20 protein-coding genes and 1 pseudogene are annotated in these 22,636 nt (G+C 43.5%); 11 read left to right on the top strand and 10 right to left on the bottom strand.

Annotated features, from left to right (window positions below):
- Window positions 1–371: 371 nt before the first annotated feature.
- Window positions 372–1,520, top strand: a complete 1,149-nt coding sequence (gene yiaY / locus SWP_RS05795; RefSeq protein ID WP_020911477.1) for an L-threonine dehydrogenase — start codon at window positions 372–374, stop codon at window positions 1,518–1,520.
- A gap of 990 nt (window positions 1,521–2,510) precedes the next feature.
- On the opposite strand, the gene SWP_RS23370 is transcribed toward yiaY, so the two are convergent.
- The 4 genes from SWP_RS23370 to SWP_RS05770 form a co-directional block, all read right to left on the bottom strand.
- The gene (locus SWP_RS23370; RefSeq protein WP_228371142.1) at window positions 2,511–3,056 is read right to left on the bottom strand and encodes a DUF4336 domain-containing protein; all 546 of its coding nucleotides are present in this window, start codon (window positions 3,054–3,056) and stop codon (window positions 2,511–2,513) included.
- A gap of 295 nt (window positions 3,057–3,351) precedes the next feature.
- Window positions 3,352–3,741 carry a RidA family protein gene (locus SWP_RS05780; protein WP_020911473.1) on the bottom strand — a complete coding sequence of 130 codons (390 nt, stop codon included), beginning with the start codon at window positions 3,739–3,741 and terminating at the stop codon, window positions 3,352–3,354.
- A gap of 114 nt (window positions 3,742–3,855) precedes the next feature.
- Window positions 3,856–4,296: a hypothetical protein gene (locus SWP_RS05775; RefSeq protein ID WP_020911472.1), complete on the bottom strand. Its 441-nt coding sequence runs from the start codon at window positions 4,294–4,296 to the stop codon at window positions 3,856–3,858.
- Between the two features lie 116 nt (window positions 4,297–4,412).
- Window positions 4,413–4,802 carry a hypothetical protein gene (locus tag SWP_RS05770; RefSeq protein WP_020911471.1) on the bottom strand — a complete coding sequence of 130 codons (390 nt, stop codon included), beginning with the start codon at window positions 4,800–4,802 and terminating at the stop codon, window positions 4,413–4,415.
- A 98-nt stretch (window positions 4,803–4,900) separates the two neighbouring features.
- Between SWP_RS05770 and SWP_RS05765 the strand changes: the two are divergent.
- Window positions 4,901–5,059 (top strand): annotated as a pseudogene (locus tag SWP_RS05765) (IS110 family transposase); the annotation flags it as partial.
- Between the two features lie 183 nt (window positions 5,060–5,242).
- Window positions 5,243–5,950: an ArsR/SmtB family transcription factor gene (locus SWP_RS05760; protein WP_044555705.1), complete on the top strand. Its 708-nt coding sequence runs from the start codon at window positions 5,243–5,245 to the stop codon at window positions 5,948–5,950.
- Between the two features lie 194 nt (window positions 5,951–6,144).
- On the opposite strand, the gene SWP_RS05755 is transcribed toward SWP_RS05760, so the two are convergent.
- Together SWP_RS05755 and SWP_RS05750 are read right to left on the bottom strand one after the other, a co-directional pair.
- Entirely contained in the window at window positions 6,145–9,267 is a 3,123-nt protein-coding gene (locus tag SWP_RS05755) for an efflux RND transporter permease subunit (protein ID WP_020911468.1), read from the bottom strand.
- Between the two features lie 9 nt (window positions 9,268–9,276).
- Complete coding sequence (locus tag SWP_RS05750; RefSeq protein WP_020911467.1) at window positions 9,277–10,437, bottom strand: efflux RND transporter periplasmic adaptor subunit; 1,161 nt, start codon at window positions 10,435–10,437, stop codon at window positions 9,277–9,279.
- A 549-nt stretch (window positions 10,438–10,986) separates the two neighbouring features.
- Here SWP_RS05750 and SWP_RS05745 point away from each other — a divergent pair.
- From SWP_RS05745 to SWP_RS05735, 3 genes are all read left to right on the top strand, one after another.
- On the top strand, window positions 10,987–11,349 hold the full coding sequence (locus tag SWP_RS05745; protein WP_020911466.1) for a hypothetical protein: 363 nt from the start codon (window positions 10,987–10,989) through the stop codon (window positions 11,347–11,349).
- Window positions 11,350–11,757: 408 nt separating this feature from the next.
- A complete protein-coding gene (locus tag SWP_RS05740) occupies window positions 11,758–13,059 on the top strand; it encodes an NAD(P)/FAD-dependent oxidoreductase (protein WP_020911465.1) in 1,302 nt (433 codons plus the stop codon).
- 240 nt (window positions 13,060–13,299) lie between these two features.
- Window positions 13,300–13,518 (top strand): hypothetical protein, encoded by a 219-nt coding sequence (locus SWP_RS05735; protein ID WP_020911464.1) that lies wholly within the window; start codon window positions 13,300–13,302, stop codon window positions 13,516–13,518.
- A gap of 156 nt (window positions 13,519–13,674) precedes the next feature.
- Here SWP_RS05735 and SWP_RS05730 read toward each other — a convergent pair whose 3' ends face one another.
- Entirely contained in the window at window positions 13,675–13,962 is a 288-nt protein-coding gene (locus tag SWP_RS05730; protein WP_228371119.1) for a hypothetical protein, read from the bottom strand.
- Between the two features lie 449 nt (window positions 13,963–14,411).
- On the opposite strand from SWP_RS05730, the gene SWP_RS05725 reads away from it, so the two are divergent.
- The 3 genes from SWP_RS05725 to SWP_RS05715 all read left to right on the top strand — a co-directional run bounded on the left by SWP_RS05725 (window position 14,412) and on the right by SWP_RS05715 (window position 18,556).
- A complete protein-coding gene (locus tag SWP_RS05725; RefSeq protein ID WP_044555704.1) occupies window positions 14,412–15,917 on the top strand; it encodes an alkaline phosphatase in 1,506 nt (501 codons plus the stop codon).
- A 77-nt stretch (window positions 15,918–15,994) separates the two neighbouring features.
- Window positions 15,995–17,629, top strand: coding sequence for an alkaline phosphatase family protein (locus tag SWP_RS05720; protein ID WP_020911461.1), 1,635 nt, complete (start codon window positions 15,995–15,997; stop codon window positions 17,627–17,629).
- A 156-nt stretch (window positions 17,630–17,785) separates the two neighbouring features.
- Window positions 17,786–18,556 (top strand): hypothetical protein, encoded by a 771-nt coding sequence (locus SWP_RS05715; protein WP_020911460.1) that lies wholly within the window; start codon window positions 17,786–17,788, stop codon window positions 18,554–18,556.
- 96 nt (window positions 18,557–18,652) lie between these two features.
- Here SWP_RS05715 and ltaE read toward each other — a convergent pair whose 3' ends face one another.
- Entirely contained in the window at window positions 18,653–19,666 is a 1,014-nt protein-coding gene (gene ltaE, locus SWP_RS05710; RefSeq protein ID WP_020911459.1) for a low-specificity L-threonine aldolase, read from the bottom strand.
- Window positions 19,667–20,012: 346 nt separating this feature from the next.
- Here ltaE and SWP_RS05705 point away from each other — a divergent pair, with 346 nt between their 5' ends.
- Together SWP_RS05705 and SWP_RS24115 are read left to right on the top strand one after the other, a co-directional pair.
- Window positions 20,013–20,651: a trimeric intracellular cation channel family protein gene (locus SWP_RS05705; protein WP_020911458.1), complete on the top strand. Its 639-nt coding sequence runs from the start codon at window positions 20,013–20,015 to the stop codon at window positions 20,649–20,651.
- A gap of 65 nt (window positions 20,652–20,716) precedes the next feature.
- Window positions 20,717–20,866 carry a hypothetical protein gene (locus SWP_RS24115; RefSeq protein WP_020911457.1) on the top strand — a complete coding sequence of 50 codons (150 nt, stop codon included), beginning with the start codon at window positions 20,717–20,719 and terminating at the stop codon, window positions 20,864–20,866.
- A gap of 120 nt (window positions 20,867–20,986) precedes the next feature.
- Here the strand turns inward: SWP_RS24115 and SWP_RS05700 are convergent, their stop codons facing one another.
- On the bottom strand, window positions 20,987–21,811 hold the full coding sequence (locus tag SWP_RS05700) for a mechanosensitive ion channel family protein (protein WP_020911456.1): 825 nt from the start codon (window positions 21,809–21,811) through the stop codon (window positions 20,987–20,989).
- Between the two features lie 31 nt (window positions 21,812–21,842).
- The gene (locus SWP_RS05695) at window positions 21,843–22,406 is read right to left on the bottom strand and encodes an OmpA family protein (RefSeq protein WP_020911455.1); all 564 of its coding nucleotides are present in this window, start codon (window positions 22,404–22,406) and stop codon (window positions 21,843–21,845) included.
- Between the last annotated feature and the right edge of the window lie 230 nt (window positions 22,407–22,636).

Genomic DNA, 22,636 nt, shown 5'->3' with positions numbered 1-22,636 from the left:
AAGACAGTTTTATTTCATTAGGGTGACAGTTAGCAGTTGATGAAAATCAGCGGCTTAAATATAAATATGGATTCTCCCCTTGCCGTCATAAACTAACAAACAGCTTTAAACCACGCTCTAATTGCACAATAAACGCGCAAAGCCTGCATCAATAAGGCACTTAACCTAGCCGCAATAGCACCAGTATCTGCAACCTAAGCTCGCGGATGTCGTAAAATTACAGAATTAGCTACCCAGATCTAGTTTTGAAGTCATTTACACTAGATTTGAGGTTAATTTAGAGCCAGATCACACCTTTACCGCACAAGTGTTGGTACTTTAATTACCAGAAAAGATAACAAACTTTAACATTAAGCTTATAGGTGGATTTTATGGCTGCTAAATTTTTCATCCCTTCTGTCAATGTCTTAGGTAAAGATGCCGTTACTGAAGCGATTGGTGATATCAAAACTCTGGGCTTTAAAAATGCTCTAATTGTTACAGACAAGCCGTTAGTTGAAATTGGGTTAGTAGCTCAAGTGACTGACAAGCTTGCAAGCAACGATATTGCTTCAGTTGTGTTCGACGGGGTTCAACCAAACCCAACTACAGGTAATGTTGTTGCCGGTCTTGAATTGCTAAAAGAAAACAGCTGTGACTTTGTTATCTCTCTTGGCGGTGGCTCTCCCCATGATTGTGCTAAAGGCATTGCATTAGTTGCAACCAACGGCGGCAGCATTAAAGATTACGAAGGCCTAGATGTGTCTACTAAGCCACAGCTACCACTTGTTGCTATCAACACCACCGCCGGTACTGCGAGTGAAATGACTCGTTTCTGTATTATCACCGATGAAGAACGCCACATAAAAATGGCCATCGTTGACAAAAACACCACACCACTACTTTCAGTTAATGACCCTGAGCTCATGCTTCTTAAGCCTGCCGGCTTAACAGCTGCAACTGGTATGGATGCACTGACTCACGCAATTGAAGCTTATGTTTCAATCGCTGCGAACCCAATTACAGATGCCTGTGCAATCAAAGCGATAGAGCTCATCAAGGGTAACCTAGTTGAAGCGGTAGAAAACGGCCAGAGCATCGAAGCACGCGACCAAATGGCATATGCACAGTTCCTAGCAGGTATGGCATTTAATAATGCTAGCTTAGGGTATGTACATGCTATGGCGCATCAGTTAGGTGGATTCTACGACCTACCTCACGGTGTATGTAATGCACTGCTGCTACCACACGTACAAGCTTACAACGCACAAGTGGTACCAGAGCGCTTAAAAGATGTTGCTAAGGCAATGGGTGTAGAAGTGAGCGCAATGAGTGATGCCGAAGGTGCAAGCGCAGCACTAGAAGCAATTAAAGCACTTTCAGTCGCGGTGAAGATCCCAGAGAACCTCACTAAACTGGGTGTTAAAGCTGAAGATATTCCAACTCTTGCAGATAACGCACTTAAAGATGCTTGTGGATTTACTAACCCTAAACAAGCGACTCATGAAGAGATCTGCCAGATCTTTACTAACGCTTTGTAATCAGACAGCGATAAGGCCTGTTTAGTAAAAGGTGAACAGATAGCAAGCGTGTCATCGCTCCCTTGATGTAGCTTGCTATCTTTCATTGCTAAAGACTACTTTGTGCAATTAGAAGGCCCGAATAGCGACAGTTTTACCGAGGCATTTGATCCTAAGCGCATTAAAGCTTGAACAGATTGATACATTTGCGTGATAAATCTTCAAAAATATCAGTCATAAGCCCATAAACAGGCAGTTTCTGGTAGTAATACTGGATACAAATTACTGCAATTGCGATATAATTAAAGTGTTCGCTTTTTCCCTGCAAAAGTTAAAGCAAGCTTTAAAGCCCACTCTTCGGAGTGGGTTTTTCCTTTCTACTAGTCCCTCTGATTACGCCCTACCATTCAGCTTAAGCCGCGTCACTCAACAAAGTTTCGGCTTATTGATAAAGCTTTAACCATTACTTTAACTATTGCTTTAATACAGCAATTCAACTGCCTTTAGCTTTTGTAAGTTGCCGTGAATATATCCCCATAGGCTCAGCTAAATCACCCATGATTTAGAAGCTTACACAGCCTAACTAAGATGAATAGCTAGCAAGCACACTTTAGCCACTAACTCGTTTTTGGACAGGTGTTAGGTAGGCTGAGCAGCCGAAAGATCAGTATCGAGGTTAAGCGGAAATATAGCAGTTAAGCACCATTCAGCTGCATTTAGCTTTTGCAAGCCGCCGTGAATATATCCCTATAGGCTCTGCTAAATCATCCATGATTTTGAAGCTTGCACAGCTCAACTCAGATGAATAACTAGCAAGTCCACTTTAGTCGCTAACTCATTATCGGACAACAGCTTGTTAGAGTTAAAGCTTTTGGGATGATGAGGAGCTGTTTACTAAACAGGGGGAAGAGCACCATATAACGCCCAGCTCAACTGCGTAGCGAACTTGCGTTTTTTGTGTTTTTTTTGCACAAAAATAAACAGTTTGCGGAGTCAGATTGCAGCTGCTGATTAGGCATCAGAGCTCAGAGGAGCGGACCATGCTTCGCGCGCAGCGGCCTTAGCATCACTCTCAATAAGGTCACCATGGGACAGGATAATACGCTCAAAGTCCCACGCAAGCATCCGCTCTAATGAATGCTTTGCAGCCTTCTTGTCTTTCCACCCAATCTGATACTCGGGAGCAGGCCGAGGCTTGTTCCACATGTGAAATACCGCTTTCCACCAAAGTTTAATCCCGAGCCCCACTTCTTCAGTTTTATCCCCAATATTTTCAATTAAGTCCACAAGAAGTAATGTTTTACTTGGTTTGTGAAAGAACGCAACTTCCGACATAAAACGGGAACCACGCACTAACACCTGCTCCATATCCTTTTCCCAAGCAGTCGGTGATTTATCGCCCAGAATCCAGTCGAATTTCATCTGGGGCTGTTTAGTTTCTATGCCCGGACAAATATATGTCTCGGCTTTGGGGAATGCAGCTTGTGCAGAAGGCACATGTAAATAATGATATGAACCAGGGCCAACAATACTTCGTACAGTACCGAGAGCAGAAATGGCTTCGTAATTCTTCGGTAATGTTGCAAGGGGAATGCAACATCAAACTTCCATCTAACAAACGAACTATTGACATACGGGAGTTGAAATTGATTCCCGAGTAATAAACGGGATACTGGCAAAGCCATATCGAGTCAGGAACAAACTCTATAATATCGTTATTCATCTATTTGAGACCCCATTTATAATAGCAGCCTAACGCCCGCATAATGGACGAATTAAGCTTGGTTAAATTAGCGAAGAATGAGCGCCAGCCAAGCTTTAGGCGTTCATTCATTAATGCGCTTGTTATACATCAAGATTGCACTACTGCATCAACTTCTATTTCGATCAGCCACTCTGGGTTAATAAATTTACTAACTTCCATTACTGTATCGACAGGAAGAATATCTTTAAAATATTCACCTCTCACCTCAGCAACTTCTTTCCAGTGGTCAATATTAGTAAGAAGCATACGAGTTCGCACAACATCATTTAGTGTGGCACCAGCCTCTTTAAGCGCATTCTCAATAGTTTTGATACATTGCCTTGTTTGAAGTGCTGGGTCGTTAATACCTACAGTTTTTCCGTTATCATCAATAGGAGCTGTTCCCCCAACGGAGATAAAATTGCCAACTTTAACTGCACGAGAAAAACCCAGTTTAGAAGCATAGGGACTTGTACTCGGAACTAGAATACGACTCATAACGACTCCTTGATGTATAACGCCCACATTAAGGGGCTTTTTAATAGTTTGCTAAAATGTGAAGCGAAGCGGAACCGAGCAAGCTGCTAGCAGTCCCGTTACTGTAATGGCTTGTTATGTGTATTGAACACCCAAGTATCCATTTTCCTTTTTGGCCTTATTAAACTGCTCTATATTTAAAAACGGCCATAGTTCAACATTTCCATATATTTTCCATTTATCCAAGGTTCTTTGGCCAAAAATACCCAAAGAAATACATTTTAAGAACTCTTCTTTAAATGTTGCAGAAGGCCAAATGTATTCAATGTCAGTTTTAAGGAAAAGTACCCACCTAGCAACGATTGTCCGATCATCTCTAGACAGAACATCTTTACCTTTAAGTTTGTATTCTTTCATGTCGCTATAAAGACACCATGCCCCATGAGAAAATACTTGCCTGATGGCATCATCATTTGATTCTGGAATAGAATCTTCAAATTCATCGTTAGATATTTGTCCTGAACTTAAACTACGTATAAGCTCAGCAAGTCTATTTCGTGATGCTCGATCAATCATAAATACACCTAACGCCCGCATAAAATGCGGATAATGCTTGGCTAAAATTAGCGAAGAATGAGCGTTAGCCAAGCGTTGAACGTCACTCTTTATGCTCTTGTTATATGCCGCTACCTTTAAAAATGCTCACAAAAACCGTAAAACACCCAAGAATTACTGAGGTATACAAATGGTTTTCTAGATGATTCCGCATACTCTTCTATAACCAAGGTATAAACATTAGAAGTAGTTTCATTTTGCATAATACTTATCACTTTGTATGAGTTTTCTTTTGAACCATGGTCTATTACCTTTGGTGTAGATAGGTAATTATTTTTTATTGGTCCTGACATATCTCCAGTCTTACGATTGACGGTAAATAACTTACCTATAACCGATTTGTCACCAATTACCTCTAACTCACCATTTTCACTTGGGGCAGATGCATTCGTAATTGTGCATTTATAATCCTGCCCAGCAAGAGTATTAAAAGAGAACAAAATCAGAATTGAAAAAATATACTTCATAGTTTCCTAGGCATATGCCAAATGATATGGACTCCCCTTACCAATTGGCCACTATGTGCCATATTGAAAGTGCAAACATTCAATCAAGGAGAGTCCATATGTCCTTAATTAAAGCAATTGGCATCGATTTAGCCCAATTAGTTTTTAGTATTCATGCTGTTGACGAATACGGTAAAACTAAACTAAAGCAAACAGTTAAAAGAAACAAGCTGTTAGAGACAATCGCTAATATTCCACCCTCTATTATCGGTATGGATAATCGTAAAGAAGCTCCAATAGATAGTATCGACGTCCACGATTAAGTATAAAGCTCAACTCGTTAGTTGAGCTTTAAATAATCAAGGTTTAGGGGTCATGGTCCTGATTGTAATAGCCAATTGATAATCGCAACTGATAACTATACATTGGCTGACAATACATGATTGATTAATGGTTCGAACTTGAGCAAACAAAGCCTCTCTTATACCGAATCTGCAACCTATGATCAGGAAGCTGACATGGCAGCGCTCGCGACCGCTATGTCAGACCCTTCTCGAATGAAGATTTTATGTGCATTAATGAACGGCAAAGCTTGGACAGCGACTGAGTTAAGTGTAATTGCAGAGATTGCCGCATCAACAACCAGCTCTCACTTATCTCGCCTGCTAAAAGCAAATTTAGTGACATGTTTATCTCAGGGGCGGCACAAATATTTTCGTCTTTATAGCAACAGCATTGCTTTATTACTTGAGAATATGATGGGAGTGACTTTTCAAGTCAGTCAGCAGCCTCACTCTAAAGTACCTCAAGAACTATTAAAAGCACGAACCTGTTATGACCATTTAGCGGGTGAAATAGCGGTTAAATTGTATGACTCTCTAGTCACAAATGGTTGGATTAATAGTGATGGCAACGATGTTACAGCACTAGGGAAAGAAAAGTTCTTACAGTTAGGTATTGAGCTAGATATCAAAACTAATCGAAAAAAGTGTTGTCCGTGCTTGGATTGGAGTGAAAGGAAATTCCATGCTGGTGGTTACTTAGGCGCCTGCTTGCTCACCTTTTTTGAAAGTAATCATTGGATTGAAAGAGTGCATGGATACCGAGAAGTCACAATAACAAAAAAAGGTTACCAGCAACTTCATCGTCACTTTCTGATTAATCAATAACACTACCCCGTGAATCAGGGCCCTTCATCCAGTTAACGGCATTAGCGTATGTTTAGAGAATTAATATTCAAAACAACCCTAGATAGCTATAAGCGACTCAGGCGCAACAGCCTTTGTTCCCCTCAAGAGTAATAAAAAGGCCTACAATTTTGCAGGCCTTAATGTTAGCTAATTTGAAATGCCCTCTGTTAAGGCTAGCTTTCTACCTTAGCCTCACCTTTGAACTTCTCACGTAGGGTTTGCATCATCACGTAGAAAACCGGTACTAACAGTGTTCCTACTATTGTTGCAGCTAACATACCGCCAAATACCGAGTAACCCAGTGCTCGGCGACTACCTGCCCCCGCACCTGTGGCTACCACCAGCGGTAATACCCCGAGTAGGAATGAGAAGGCGGTCATTAATACCGCACGGAAACGTAATCTTGCAGCCGTCTCACCCGCATCAAGAATACTTTTGCCCTCTTCCCTTAATTGCTTAGCAAACTCTACAATCAAGATTGCATTCTTACAGGCGAGTCCTATCAATAGCACCAATCCAATCTGCGCGTATAGGTTTAGCTCTGCGCCCACCAGCCAGATATTGAGGAACGCCCCCAGTATCGCAATCGGAACCGCCAACATAACCGCAAACGGAATGGTCCAACTCTCGTATTGTGCCACCAAGAATAGGTAGGTAAATACCAATGCTAACGCGAAGATTAATGGCGCTAAGTTACCCGCTTTAATCTCTTGGTAAGTTTGCCCTGTCCACTCGTAACTGTAACCCGTTGGCAATGTTTGCGCTGCAGCACGTTCCATCGCCTTAATAGCGTCACCAGAGCTAAAACCTGGCGCAGGGAAGCCGTTAATCGTGGTAGAGCTAAACATGTTGTATGAGTTCATCACGTCAGGCCCGAGGATCGGTGTCACGGTCACCAAGGTACTCAGTGGTACCATCTCCCCCGTCGAGGAGCGCACGTAGAAACGGGCAATATCCATATCGGAGTTACGGAAATCAGCTTCAGCTTGCAAGATGACTCTGAAGACCTTACCAAAGCGGTTGAAGTCATTGACATACATCGAACCCAGCATGGTCTGCATAGTGGTGAAGATCTCGTTCAGTGGTATGCCCAGTGCCTTCGCTTTGTCACGGTCAACATCTACAAACATCTGCGGTACATCGGCGCGGAAATTACTAAAGGACATGGCAATTTCTGGCTGCTCATTGGCTTTCATAATGAGCGCGCGCATCACAGATGCTAACTCCTGCGGACTACGCCCCTGGGTGTCTTGTAATACAAATTCAAAGCCACCCACACTACCGACGCCAGGAATAGGCGGCAACGAGAATGCCATCGCTTTCACAGACGGATTAGCAGCGTATTTGGCCTGCAGCTTTGCCACAATCGCATGTTCTGCCATATCTGGCGTATCACGTTCAGACCAAGTCGACAGGGTCACAATCATTAAACCTCCGTTTGATGCAACTGAGCCTGTTAGGATACTAAAGCCACTGGCATGAATGACATTTTCAACGCCCGGTTCAGCTAAAGTTAGCTCAACCAAATCACGCATCACATCTTCCGTACGGTTTAATGACGCGCCATCAGGAAGTTGAATATCCACCATAAAGGCCTTTTTATCTTCCATAGGCACAAAACCCGATGGCAAGATTTTAGCTAAGCCTCCCGTTGCTGCTAGCAGGGCAATAAATACCACCAGCACTAGCGTTAACTTGCGAGTAAGCACATGGACTAACTTGGTGTATTTGCCAGTAAAGACATTAAAGTGCTTGTTGAATTTGGCATGAAAACCTTGAGTATGCTCTTTAGGTGGTCGCAATACTGAGGCGCATAATGCTGGGCTTAAGGTTAATGCATTAACCGATGAGATAAGCACTGAGATACAGATGGTCACAGAGAACTGCGCATACATCTGGCCAGTGATCCCAGGCATCACAGCTGTAGGGGCAAATACAGCAAGCAACACCAATGTGGTCGCAATAATCGGCCCGGTAACCTCTTGCATCGCTTTAGAGGTCGCTTCTTTAGGTGATAAACCCTCATCTTGCATTAGACGTGTAACGTTCTCGACCACCACAATGGCATCATCAACCACAATACCAATGGCTAAGATAAGTGCGAATAGCGAGACTGTATTGATGCTCATCCCTGACAGCAGCAAGAAGGCAAAGGTACCAATCAAAGAGACCGGAATCGCGATGCCGGGAATAAGGGTAGAGCGCACATCTTGCAGGAAGATAAACACTACAAAAATCACCAAGGCAACGGAGATAAACAGCGTTTGCACCACTTCTTTAATGGAGGTTTCAACAAATTCAGTGGTGTCGTAGAGCACTTCATATTCTAAATCTTTGGGGAAGTTTGCCGACAAGGCTTCCATCTGCGCACGAATACCTTTTGCCACGTCTAGCGCATTGGCATCAGGTGATTGATAGATAGAGATAATCGCCGAAGGCTTGTTATTGAGCTTACCTTGAGCGTCATAGGTTTGCGAGCCAAGCTCTACCCGTGCCACATCGCCAACAATGACTTTCGAACCATCGTCATTAGCTCTTACAACAACGTTTGCAAACTCTTTCGGGTTCTTCAAACGCCCTTTTGTTTGCAAGGTGTATTGAAATTGCTGATCAGGGTCAACCGGTGCGGCTCCGATTCGGCCTGCTGCCACTTGAATATTTTGCTCTTGTAGCGCGCCGATTACATCGGTTGCCGTAATCGAAAAGCTGGCCATTTTATCAGGATCAAGCCAGATCCGCATGGCGTAATCTAACGCACCAATAATCTGTACTTTTGACACACCGTTTTGGCGTGCTAACGCATCTTTAACGTTGAGTCCGGCGTAGTTGGTTATAAACAGTGAGTCAAAGGTTTCGTTAGGAGAAACGAGGTTGACCACCATCAATATATTTGGGCTTTGCTTTTCAACTTTTACGCCCTGCCTTTTTACCTCTTCAGGTAGCCTTGGCATTGCTTGTTGCACCCGGTTCTGCACTTTGACCTGCGCCATGTCAGGGTCTGTACCCACCTCAAAAGTCACGTTGAGCGAATAACTGCCGTCATTGGCGCTCTTTGACTCCATGTACAGCATGCCTTCAACGCCGTTCACTTCCGCTTCTAAAGGTTGGCCAATGGTGTCTTTTACAATATCGGCACTCGCACCTGAATAGCTGGTCGACACACTGACTTGTGGCGGCGCGATTTCAGGGAACTCAGCCACCGACAAGATAGGGATAGAGATAAGCCCAACCAAGGTCAGTACGGTAGAGATCACAAAGGCAAATTTAGGCCTATTGATGAAGAATTGACTAATCATAGCAATCCCCTACTTAGTTTGGTTAGCTTCTTGAAAAGGAACAATTTCTTGCTCCACAGCGTTCACTTCAATACCTGGTCTGATCTTTTGCAGGCCGTCGACCACAATGCGATCGCCTCCTGCTAGACCACTTAGTACTCGCCATTCAATGCCGAAACGCTCACCCAGTTCAACAATACGTTTTTCAACTTGATTTTTATCATTCAACACCATTACAAAGCGACCTTGCTGGTCCTCTTGTACCGATGCTTGTGGGATCAATAACGCTTGCTCTTTTACTGGCGACTCAATGATTAGTGTCACAAACATGCCCGGTAGCATAAAGTTATCGGCATTTTTAAAGGTTGCTCGAAGCGGCAAAGTACCGGTTGAAGGGTCAACTTTGTTGCTAATAAAATCAATATAACCAGTCTCCTTATGCATTGTGGCATTCGGCAGACGTAAATTGATCACGATATCTTGGATTTTAATATCCCGCGATAGCGCTTTAGAGAAATTTTGCTGAGCAGTAATTAACGATCTTTCAGCAACTTGAAAGTTAACCCACATAGGCTGTAACTGCACTAAATTGGCCATATCTGATTGTGGACTGATGATGTCACCAGTACTCACTTTAGAGTTACTAATTCGTCCTGAGATTGGCGCATAAATCTTGGTATAGCTAAGTTGTAACTCTGCTGCACTCACCGCTGCTTCAGCTTGCACAACCCCAGCTGCGGTAGTAAGTTTGCGTGAGGTTAACTCATCCATGTCTTTGGCACTAATCATGCCATCGGGTAAAAGGCGGCGGCCACGCTCCCAGTTCATCACGGCGACATCGCGAGAAGCAATCGCTTGCTTTAATACCGCTTTTTGCTGAGCAAGTTCAGCCACGTAAGTAGCGGGGTCGATTTCAAACAGTAAATCCCCTTGATTTACATCATCACCTTCAACAAAGGTACGCTTAAGTAACTGTCCCTGGATTTGCGATTTAATCATTACATCTTCCGATGCCCGTGTTCGACCAACAATCTCACTTTTTGATTGGATCTCTTGCAGATGAGCGGTACTCACAATCACACTCGGTAACATGGGAGCTTGAGGTGCAGGAGCGTCACCGCAACCAGTAGCAATCACACTAATACACACCATGGCGAGCAGTTTTAATTTAGAAACTGTAGAACAGGCCATTAAAGCCTCCTGAGGGGATTAATAAGAGATTATTTTTATCTTGAAATTATAAGCACATACTCATCATTATATAAACCTTTTTACATGTTTGTTTCATTATACTTACAATAACAACTGCAAGGCACTGTTATTGACTCCTGCTAGGGTTAAAGCCTGTTACAAAATCGTTGAGTTAAATTAACTGATGCTTTATTAGCCAAAGTAGCCCTATGTCGAGGTTGCTGAAGTAAAAGTGAGATCTAGGGCAAGTTTATTAGCGTCTATGTCATGGTAAAAAATACTCAGAGCAACTAAGTTTTAACTAGGCTTCCAAGTTAGCAGGCTTGTTAGTTTCAATCATTAGCCAATAGTGTTACAAATGAAATAGCTCTTTTCGTTATTTATATAACTGCATGACAAAGCAGCTGTTATTTGTGTAGATAACCAAAGTTAAAACTTAATTGTTAATGTTAGACACATACAGTACGCACAGGCCAACATAATGATGTTGACCATAATAAAAAACGGTGCCTGATACGGCATCAGTTACAGCGAACAGGTAGGTAATTTATGACAGCAATTTCTCACGTTTATAACTATACAGTCCGATGCCCTCATATAAAGGATCCATCTCACCCAACCAGCTGGCTAAACCATATTGAAATTAACCGTTCATGTGAAATCGCTCTAGACAGAATCACTAAATGGCATGGCCACTCAGGCACTCGACTGTTTGAACATGAGGGCTGTGTCGTACGAGAGGCTGAACAAGAGCAAGCTTATTTTTCAATGAAAAATGACCGCCTAAGAGATGATATTCATGTACTGGTAACCTTCAAAGTCTTTATGGACAACAAAACCAAAGACACCTCAGTACAAGAGATCATGGAACATGTCATTGATGATTATAAGTCGCGCTTGAGCAAACTTTAGTCATTAGCAGGCATGTTCTACTTTGGAGCATGCCGCTAACCACCTCTGATGCAAACTACTATCCAGTTCACACTTCTAAACATTCATTTAGCCTCAAGTTCACAGTTTTCTCCCTCAAAAATCAGCTGATTACGCCTATAAATCCCCATAATAGTTTAATAAAATCAATATTAATCAATAGAATAAAAACTTTAACACCACTTTTAGCCGCAATTCAGCTAGAGAAAGAGCAAATTGCTGATTTCATTACTCACTGCTACAATAACCTTATAAAATGCGTTGTTACTTTTTTATTTTAAGAATAATTTAAGATAAAAGTAAAATAACTAAAACAATAAGTTACAACCACCACCGATTCAAAAATCTATTTTTCTATTATCACTATATTTAATTAAGGATTGTACACTTATGCATGAAATGGCAAATATTGTCATCGTCGGTGGTGGCGCTGGTGGAATGGAGATTGCCACCAAACTGGGCCATAAACTCGGTCGTAAAGGTAAGGCCAGAGTAACACTGGTCGATTGTGCTGAAAGCCATGTTTGGAAGCCTTTATTGCATGAAGTAGCGACTGGCGCACTTGATATCGGCATTGACGCGATCAGCTATCGTGGTCATGCCGCTGCCCATGGTTACCACTTCCAACAAGGCGCAATGACAGATATCGATAGAGAAACTAAGCAGGTTATTCTGGCCCCCATTACTGATGATAGTGGTGAAGAGCTGCTGCCAGCACGACGTATTGATTACGATTACCTTGTCGTTGCCATTGGTAGTATTGCCAATGACTTTAATATTGATGGTGTACGTGACAACTGCGTCTTTTTAGACAGCACTGAACAAGCAATGGAGATCCGCACCATTTTGCTAAATAAGTTCATGCGCTATGCAAGTCATCATCAATTGGATGAAAAAATTAAAATTGCAGTCGTGGGCGCTGGCGCAACGGGCGTTGAAATGTCAGCAGAGATGCACCACGCCGTTGACCAACTGCGAGGCTTTGGTTACAAGATTGATAGCACTCTACTTGAGATCACCTTAATTGAAGCAGATAAACGTATTCTGCCAAAAGTAGAAAAAGCTGAGATATCAGAATCTGTCGCTAAAGAGTTATCCGCAATCGGGGTTAAGGTGATGACTGATACTCGGATTAATCAAGTGACCAGTGAAGGCTTACACACCTCTGAAGATGAATTCATTCCATCAGACATGGTAATTTGGTCTACTGGGGTAAAAGCACCTGACTTTTTAAAAGAGATTGGTGGACTAGAGAGTAACCATATCAATCAAGTGATGGTGCAGCAGAATATGCAGACCACTCGCGATCCAGCTATTTTTGCTATTGGTGATTGTGCAGCCTGTCCGCAGGAAGATGGTAGCTGGGTGCCGCCAAGAGGCCAATCCGCTAGACAAATGGCATTGATGACCGCAGACAACATCATGTTGTTGCTTAATGGTAAAACGGCATCAAATAACTATGTCTATAAAGACTTAGGCGCACTAGTAAACCTATCTAAATTCCACACTGTTGGAAACTTAATGTCATTTATTGGTGGTGGCGTGATGGTAGAGGGCAAGATTGCTCGCTTCGTTTACACCTCACTTTATAGAAGACACTTAATAGAGCTGCATGGGCCAGTGAAAGGGACACTTTTAATGTTTGCTAAAGGCATTAGCCGTATCATCCACCCGCACCTAAAGCTGCACTAATCCGCTGTGGCACACTAGATCCAATTGATAATTGCTGGCATAGTGCCAGCAATTATTTTTCAAGATGGTATTATACTAATCGTAGTAAATAACAGCTCACCTTAGCTTGTTATAACACTCGATAACGTCGTTAGAGATTTCACCTGTATAATAACTACTTATCGAAAATTACCGGCTTGTTCTCAAGCGTTTTTCCTGCGCTATCTCTGAACACTTACTTACTCAGATTGGTATTAAGCTATGAAACTATCAACGCTTGCAATGACGATTATTGCACTTAGCACACTAAGCGCATGTGCAGAACTCAAAGACGCTGGCCGTCAAATCGGTGCAACCACCAAAGAGGTCACTACCGACATTGGTCACGCAAGTCGTGATGCCACCCGCGCAATTGGTCATGCATCCCGCGATGCGGTTAATTCAGTAAAAAATGACCTTAGCGAAGACGATACGCTATAAGTCCCCCTAAGTTTAAGCTGCATGAACGCAGCCCCTGTGTGACGGCCCCCTTGCTCATTAACATGAACGAATACCATTTTTTCGATACGGACTTGGGAGCATGGGAGAGTTTATTACCCACTTTGCAAGATACTGTGATTACGCCTGAAGCGTAAATTAATACAGATAAAGCAAACTAGATAACATCCCCTGACTTACTGCCGTCATAAAATTCACCTCAGAAATCAACTTAGTCACAGGACTTTGGCTCTGCATTTGGCCACCGGCAAAAATAGCGCCCTCTTCATCAATCCAAATCAAAAGCTGACCACCAATTAGTGAAGGAGCAGGATTAATACCAAGTGCACTAAAAGTTTGACCATTCAGCGGGAATTCAAAACGCTTTAGGCAAGTAGTGGGATTTGAGCTAATCGTTATTCTCGGCTCTACCATCCTGCTTCGCACTCGATAATTGCTCCTGCATTATTCTACCTTCGACCATCCTTAGTCTCGTACCTGCTAAATCTGACCGCCAAGGAGGGCTGGAATGTCATATTTTGTACAGAACAAAATAGACCATTTAGTCGTATATCCAAATCCTATAACGAAGCATACAACGTTTTGCCCATTTTTTACCTCAGCTTTTGCAACGCAAAGCACCTACAAAGTAGTAACTAGCAGGCCAAACATTAACCTCCTTAATTTCAAAAGCTAAGCGGAAGAAGAGACGTCCCCATAAGTTGGTTTGCACACTGTTGATGCAGCAGTGCGGCAAGGTAGGTGAAAGGTATTAGCCAGCATCGGATTTAATCAGCAATAAAACTGACACAAAATCATCGCGATATCGTCATGCTTGTGCCCGACAATCACTGCGCCACAAACAAACCTCCTTTAAATAATACAAATTGACGGTGATGATAGTGATTAATATCAAAAAGATAGCGGCTATAGCCTCTTGCAGTCTGGTTACAATCGCAGCCAATGCAGCTGTACTGCCGAGCAATCAAACTGATAGCCAATGGTTTAAAGATAGCGCGAAGCTAGTTAGCGATAAAACTCAACAAACAACAGCTAAAAAAGCTAAAAACGTGATTTTATTTGTCGGTGACGGCATGGGTGTTTCAACCTTAACCGCTGCACGCATTTTTGAAGGGCAGCAACAAACAGGCAACCAAGGTGGCGAAGAAAACTTTTTAAGTTTTGAGCAGTTTCCAAAAACAGCATTGGTTAAAACCTACAACACTAACCAACAAACCCCAGACTCTGCTGGCACCATGACAGCGATTGTCACTGGCGTTAAATCTAAAGCGGGCGTGTTATCAGTATCCGACAATAGCCTGCGTGCGAACTGCCTATCGTCTAAAGGTAACGAGCTTATTACTTTAATTGATCTGGCTAATGCCAAAGGCCTATCAACAGGGGTTGTCAGCACTGCCCGGATCACCCATGCAACGCCTGCCGCTGCTTACGCGGCGTCTCCTGAGCGCAACTGGGAAGCAGATTCCAATCTTCCAGCTGAAGCTATCGCAAATGAGTGTAAAGACATCGCCTATCAGCTCGTTATGCGCGATGAAGCGGATGCTTTAAGTGTGGCACTGGGCGGTGGTCGTCGTAACTTCATTCCAAATGATGTCACCGATGGTGAAAACAAAAGTGGTCGCCGCTCTGATGGTGTCGATTTAACGGCTGCTTGGACTGAAAACTTAAGCAACTCAGCCTACGTTTGGGATAAAGCGGGTTTTGACGCCATTGACGTGAGCACTACTGATCACCTGTTGGGTTTATTTAACTCCTCTCATATGGAGTATGAGGCTGATAGAGCTGATGATACCGCTGGTGAACCCTCTCTGACAGAGATGACCAGTAAATCGATTGAGCTACTCAATAAGAACGAAGATGGCTATCTGCTTATCGTTGAGTCAGGTCGCATCGATCATGCACACCATTCAGGCAATGCTTACCGCGCCATGATGGACACGGTTGAGCTATCAAATGCGGTAAGAGCCGCAGTTGAAGCAACCGACCCTGATGAAACACTCATTATGGTTACCGCCGATCATAGCCATGTATTTACTATCGCAGGCTACCCAAAGCGCGGTAATCCAATACTTGGTTTGGTCCACAATGTTGGTGGCGACTTGGCTATCGCTCAAGATGGAAAGCCATACACCACAGTAGGTTACACCAACGGTCCTGGCGCCGTAGTTGGCACGCGTGATGATTTGAGCTCTATCGATACCCAAGATAAAGACTTCATGCAGCAATCACTGGTACCTATGAGCAGTGAAACCCATGCAGGTGAAGATATCACGCTTCATGCAACGGGCCCGGGCTCAGATCTTATCCAAGGTGTTATTGAGCAGAACGTTATCTTCCACATCATCAACCAAGCACAAACGCTAGGCGGTACTAAGTATTAATACCTAAAAGGTCATTAATCAATTTCTGTTGACGCATTAAGTATGTCAGCGATAGTACCCAACAATTGGAGTTAAAAATGAACAAGAAATTACTCGTACTTTCGATTGCAGCAATGCTTGGTTTAGCAGCTTGTGGCAGCGATGGTGATAACGGCGCTGATGGTAGCAACGGAAATGATGGCAGCAATGGTGGAAATGGTAGCAACGGCCAAGACTGGACCGCAGCTAACCAGTGGTTTATTGACGGACAAGCAAGAGTCGCAAAAGCCGATGGCTTAACCGTTGAAAACCAAGCTGGAGCAGCCAAGAATATTATTCTATTTGTAGGCGATGGTATGGGCGTATCAACCGTCACTGCAGCACGCATTTTAGAAGGGCAATTGAAAGGACAAACCGGTGAAGAAAACTCACTATCGTTTGAAACCTTGCCTTACTTAGGGCTAGCCAAGACCTATAATGTTGATGGTCAAACACCGGATTCGGCGGGCACTATGACTGCAATGGTTACAGGTGTAAAAACTGATGTAGGTGTGCTGTCGCAAGCGGAAGGCGTCAGCCGTGGCAACTGCGCTTCAACCGCCGGGCAAAACCTTGTCACCTCACTTGAACTTGCGGCAATGGCAGGGTTGTCAACTGGTGTAGTCTCTACAGCGCGCATCACTCATGCAACCCCTGCAGCAACTTATGCCCACGCTCCTGAGCGCAACTGGGAGAGCGATGCAGATCTGCCAGCTGAGGCAGTAACAAATGGCTGTAAGGACATCGCATCACAACTGCTCGACTTTGACTTTGGTAACGGGCTCAATGTGGTCATGGGTGGAGGTCGACGCGCGTTTATTCCGAACACAATGACAGATCCCGAAGGAAAATCAGGTAAACGCCTCGATAATCGAAACCTAACTGATGAATGGTTAGCAAAGTACAACAACGCGGCTTATGTGACCGACAGAGACAGCTTTCTAACACTTGATCCAAGCAGCACAGATCACGCCTTAGGGTTATTCAACTCCTCTCACATGGAATATGACTTTGATCGCACCACTACCGGCGTGACAGGTGAACCATCTCTTGCTGAAATGACCGCGAAATCAATTGATATTCTGCAAAAGAATGACAAAGGATTTGTGCTTATCATTGAAGCGGGTCGTATCGACCACGCCCACCATGCAGGTAATGCTGCCCGTGCTTTACATGACACTATCGCGCTGTCTGAAGCGGTACGCATTGCGATGGAAAAAACCTCAGAGAAAGATACGTTACTAATGGTCACCGCTGACCACAGCCACGTATTTACCATTGCAGGTTACCCTACCCGCGGCAACCCAATTCTAGGTCTGGTAAAAGGTAACGGTTCAGATGGTCTACCTGCCATCACGAATGCTACAGACTCTAACGGCTTGCCATACACAACTGTTGGCTACGCTAACGGCTTAGGCTATGCCAGCTTAGCAACTGGTGGCGATGAGCGATACGGCTACGCTGCTGCGCCAGGTCGCTTCGATCTGAATTACGTAGACACCCAACATGCAGGTTTCCATCAAGAGGCACTCGTGCCACTGGGCAGCGAAACTCATGCTGGTGAAGATGTTGGTATATTCGCCAGCGGTCCTGGTTCACACCTTGTTCAAGGCACGGTTGAGCAAAACCACATCTTCCACGTAATGAACCACGCTGCAAGCTTAGTAGAAAAAGCTGCAGCGATGCAGCCGTAACTAAGCGTTCTATAACAGAGGTGATGTTGACAGCCACTGAACTCAGTTAGTAGTCAGTGGCTATAACTAGCATTATCTAGCTTCGAGTATTAGAGGCCTTAGGCACAAGTAAAACACAAAAACCAAATCAAGATTCAGCCCTTTTAAGGAGTGAGCATGCAGTACCCATTAGGCTCTATAGCATTATCGACGCGCACTGTACTACTATTAGCTGGTGGCTTAATCAGTCAATTCTTCAGCTCAGCAGTTTATGCAACGCAATGCCAATCAACAGAAAGTACAATCGATGCCTCACATCTCAGTGCGCGCTATGTCGTCAGCAACAGTAATGGCGGTAACCGTGAAATTACCTTGCTGCGTAATAAACAGCAGCTTATCTATCAGCATAATCCGCAGAGCTTTGAATTATGGGATCGCCGTGGAGAGTATGTCCGTTATTTTCCTAATGAGCGTCGCTCAGTGAGTTACCGAAAAGGCGATCTCCTCTCGCTTAATATGCACTTCAATTTCGAGCAGCTGAACCACCTTATCTCTCCAGCAACGATTAAAGGCTTGCAGCAACGACCTATCAGCAAGACAAACCTGCTAGATACCTGTATCACGCAGCAATACAGTGGAGATCAATCAGGTCACAAGCTTGTTGTTAGCTGGATTGATAAATTAGCGCTACCGCACTCTTTTGTCGTTAGTAATGCTAACGGCAGCATGCAGTATCAACTAGTTGAGTTAACACCTTTTTCCAACGATGAGTTTAGCGCGCTGATCTCAGGCTACCAAGATATTGATTTCGCCGATGTCGGCGACAATGAGTCAGATCCCTTCATCGCTAAAATGATCCATCAGGGTTTTATCCAACATGGTAGTAGTGGTTTTTACGACAGCGAAGGCAATAAACTTTCAGGCGGAGAAAGTGGCCATAAGCATTAATCTTTCGGGAAGCTACGAGGTAATCGACAAACAAAAAGCCCCTCGCTATTAGGGGCTTTTAATTATTTGAGCTGCACGTTAAGCAACGGGCATTATCTATCGCTGTAAGATCACTTTAAGCTCACGAATAAAGCTATCGATATCAGTACGAGATATATCTGCATGAGTGACTAAACGTAACGTATTCCCGGCACTAATGAGTATCCCTTTTTGCTTAAGCTCTTTAGCGACAACATTAATATCTATCTCGCCAACAACAGTGGCAAATACCATATTGGTCTGCACTAAAGACATATCAACATCGAAACAGCTAATGGCTGACAATTGTGACGCTAAGTAGCTGGCGTTATCATGATCTTCTGCCAATCGTTCAACTTGATCGGTCAATGCTAACTGCGCAGCCGCGGCCAAAATTCCCGCTTGGCGCATCCCCCCACCTAATACTTTTCGCCAGCGACGGGCTTTTTTGATCAAGCGCTCATCGGCTAACAATATTGAGCCGACAGGTGCGCATAGCCCCTTTGATAAACAGATAGAAACAGAGTCGAAATATTGGGTGATTTCAGTAATGGGTAAGTTCTGTGCAACTGCAGCATTAGCCACGCGAGCGCCATCAAGATGGATTTTTAGCCCCTTCTCAAACGCCAAACTCTGTGCTTGGGCTAAATAGCCTTGTGGCACAACTTTACCGCCAATAGTGTTTTCCAAACTCAATAATCGAGTACGGGCAAAATGGATGTCATCTGGCTTAATTGCCGCTTCAATATCGGTGAGTAAAATACTGCCATCAGCTTGGTTAGTTAATGGCTGCGGTTGAATACTGCCTAATACAGCTGCGCCACCACCTTCAAACTTATAGTTGTGCGCTTGTTGGCCACACAGGTATTCGTCGCCGCGCTCACAATGACCCATTAAGGCAAGTAAATTGGCTTGCGTGCCTGATGAGGTAAATAATGCACCATCAAAACCGAACATTTCTGCCGCCATATCTTCAAGGTAATTTACGCTTGGATCATCACCATATACATCGTCTCCGACCTCTGCAACGCCAAAAGCCGCGCGCATTGCCGCGGTAGGTTTAGTGACGGTATCACTGCGAAAATCTATCATTACTGACCTCATTATCGATATTGTGTTTCGTACTCAATGGCCAATACTACTGTGCCTATGGCGCTAGCACCAGCACCAAATTAATAGATAGCTCAACAAATAAACAGCCCTTAACCTACACCCACTAAAAAACACCTTGCAAATGAATATAACCAACCATCATTAATATCACTCAACAAGTAAAACCAGGGTGAAACTTATCACACCTCTTATCATAGCTAGCCATACTGACAACCAACAACACAACAAGCATTAGTTTTTTTAATGGTAAAAATAAATTTAATCACTATCTTTATTGACAAAACGAGGGCAAAATTCGCTTCCTTTTAGTTAGCTAGTGCATTTTATGTTGGAAGTAAAAGTAATTAGTGCTTTGTGGCTCATCGGTATCTTAGCGGAAGCAATGACTGGTGCCCTAGCCGCAGGAAAAAAACAGATGGATCTATTTGGGGTGGTGATCATTGGTTGCGTTACTGCAATTGGCGGTGGCACCCTTCGCGATATGCTCTTGGGTAACTATCCAATTATATGGATTGAAAATGCCCACTATCTGCTCGCAATTGCGGCGGCATCCCTGCTGACCGTGATGATCGCACCTTTAATGCGTTATCTATCGCGATTATTTCTGGCGATCGATGCTGTTGGGCTGGCAGTATTTTCAATCGTTGGTGCGCAAAAAACCTTAATGCTAGGTTACAGCGCAGAAATCGCGATTGTCATGGGCGTTGTTACTGGTGTTTTTGGCGGCGTTATTCGCGACATATTATGTAATCAAGTACCACTTATTTTTAAGAAAGAGCTGTATGCATTGGTAGCACTACTCACGGCAACCCTCTATGTGCTAATGAAGTTCAATGGCGTCGTTGAGTGGTTAAGCCTTTCGACTGCAGTCTTGTTTGGTTTTTGTTTTAGAATGCTAGCGATCCGTTACCAATGGTCAATGCCAAAATTTGACTATCAATATCAGTCTGACAGCTCTCACTAGGGGCAGTTGATCTTTCACGGTTGTTTTTGCCGTAGTTTATTGGCTATTTTGACAAGGCGGAGGCTATGCCGTTTAGTTATTCTCCACAAATAGTCTACAACACAGTAAAAATAGCCAAGAAACGCTGCCCTTTGGGTTCGATTCAATGCTTCTATTACGCTGTTATGAGCTTTTCACTTAGCCAGCTAAGCTTTATCGCTCAAGCTTTGTACTAGAAGCATTATTCCTTACGGTAAAGAACCGAACAAAAACTAAGCTCGAAAGATCTACAGCCCCTAGTCAATCCGCCATAAAAAAGGCCAGCAACTGCCGGCCTTCCTTAACGTAAATCACGGTTAGCAGGCAGGTGTCTCTTTCACATACAGGTCCATCTGTGGGTATGGAATGCCAATTCCCGCTTCATCAAGTGCCACTTTAATTTGCTCAAGGATTTCAAAATGAGCAGGCCAGTAGTCACTACCTTTAACCCATGGGCGAACGACAAAGTTGACCGATGAATCAGCAAGCTCAGCAACAGCTACTGTATAAGCCGGATCTTTAAGCACATATTGGCTGTTATCTAATATAGAGGTCAGCACCTTCTTAGTTTCGGCAAGGTTAGCGTCATACGACACACCAATCACCAAATCTAAACGGCGAGTTTCCATTGCCGAATAGTTAACAATAGTGCCATCCATCATTGCCGAGTTTGGTGCAATGATAACTTTATTATCTGGGGTAAGCAGTTTGGTCGAGAAGATCGTAATTTCGCTTACTGTGCCTGCAATTCCTGCAGCCTCAACATAATCACCCACTCTGCAAGGACGGAACAATACCATCAACACGCCGGCAGCAAAGTTAGATAGCGAACCTTGTAGCGCTAAACCAACCGCTAAGCCTGCGGCACCAATAACAGCGACAAGAGATGCGGTTTGCACACCAATCTGCCCTAGCGTAGCAACGATGGTGAATACCAATACCAGCGACCAAGCAATATTGCTAACAAACGATGTTACTGTTTCATCAACTTTGCGTTTTTTAAGCAATTTGGTGGTGAGTTTTTTTGCAACACCAGCTAAGAACTTACCAATCACAAAAATGATTATCGCGAATAATATTTTCATGCCATAGGTGACTATCAGCTCTGGTGCTTGATCCATCAGACCTTGCAAGTTATCCATGTATATACTCCCTTAACTTTTAATTTATGTTTTAAAAAACAACGTAAAATTCAACTCTTCTATTTAATGCCCGGCCACTACCTGTACGGTTATTTGCAATAGGAGCTTGGCTTCCAACACCCTTTATGTCAAAACGTTCAGGTTCGAAATTAAACTCAGTAATTAAAGCTTGCTTAACACTTTTTGCCCGCAATAATGACAATCTATGATTAAAGGCTTCACCTCCAATAGAGTCAGTGTAACCAACAAGTAATAACCGAGCAGGAACCTGAGTTAACCATGCGGATATACGCTCAAGCACAGCTCTTTGACTCGATAATATTTCAGATTTTGCAAACTCAAATTTAACAATATTAGATGACAATTGCGTGCAACTGGCCGGGTAAAAAACTCCGGTTATGGTTCTCAGACAAAGGGTTGTAGTTCGCGCCTTGTAAGCACAGCCACTAGCATTTACTCTTTGATCTACTTGCGACTGTACACAGGCATCTTTTTTATCAGGGACTCCATCAGCATCACTATCATGCCAATCACGAGCATATGCACTCCCCGCCGCCAAGATATAAACTCCAAGAACCAATATTAACCATCGCATATCGATAACCCATCGCTATAGTCAAACAACTCTCAGCGCCAAGACATGTTTGCTATGTTAACTAACAAAATACAAAAAGGCAGTTAAATAATTAACTTAACCATTACAATAATAGTCATATTTGGAGGTTTGTCCCAATACAACGCGCTATTCGACTCGATTTGATCGCAGAAGCAAACAGCCAAAAAACACAGTAAGTCAATTTTGAAGGGGACCCTATCGAGCAAGAG

Origin of the sequence: Shewanella piezotolerans WP3 (assembly GCF_000014885.1) — a bacterium.
Lineage (GTDB): Bacteria > Pseudomonadota > Gammaproteobacteria > Enterobacterales > Shewanellaceae > Shewanella > Shewanella piezotolerans.
Note: the sequence above shows the minus strand (reverse complement) of the source record. Positions and strands in the feature narration are given on the sequence as shown.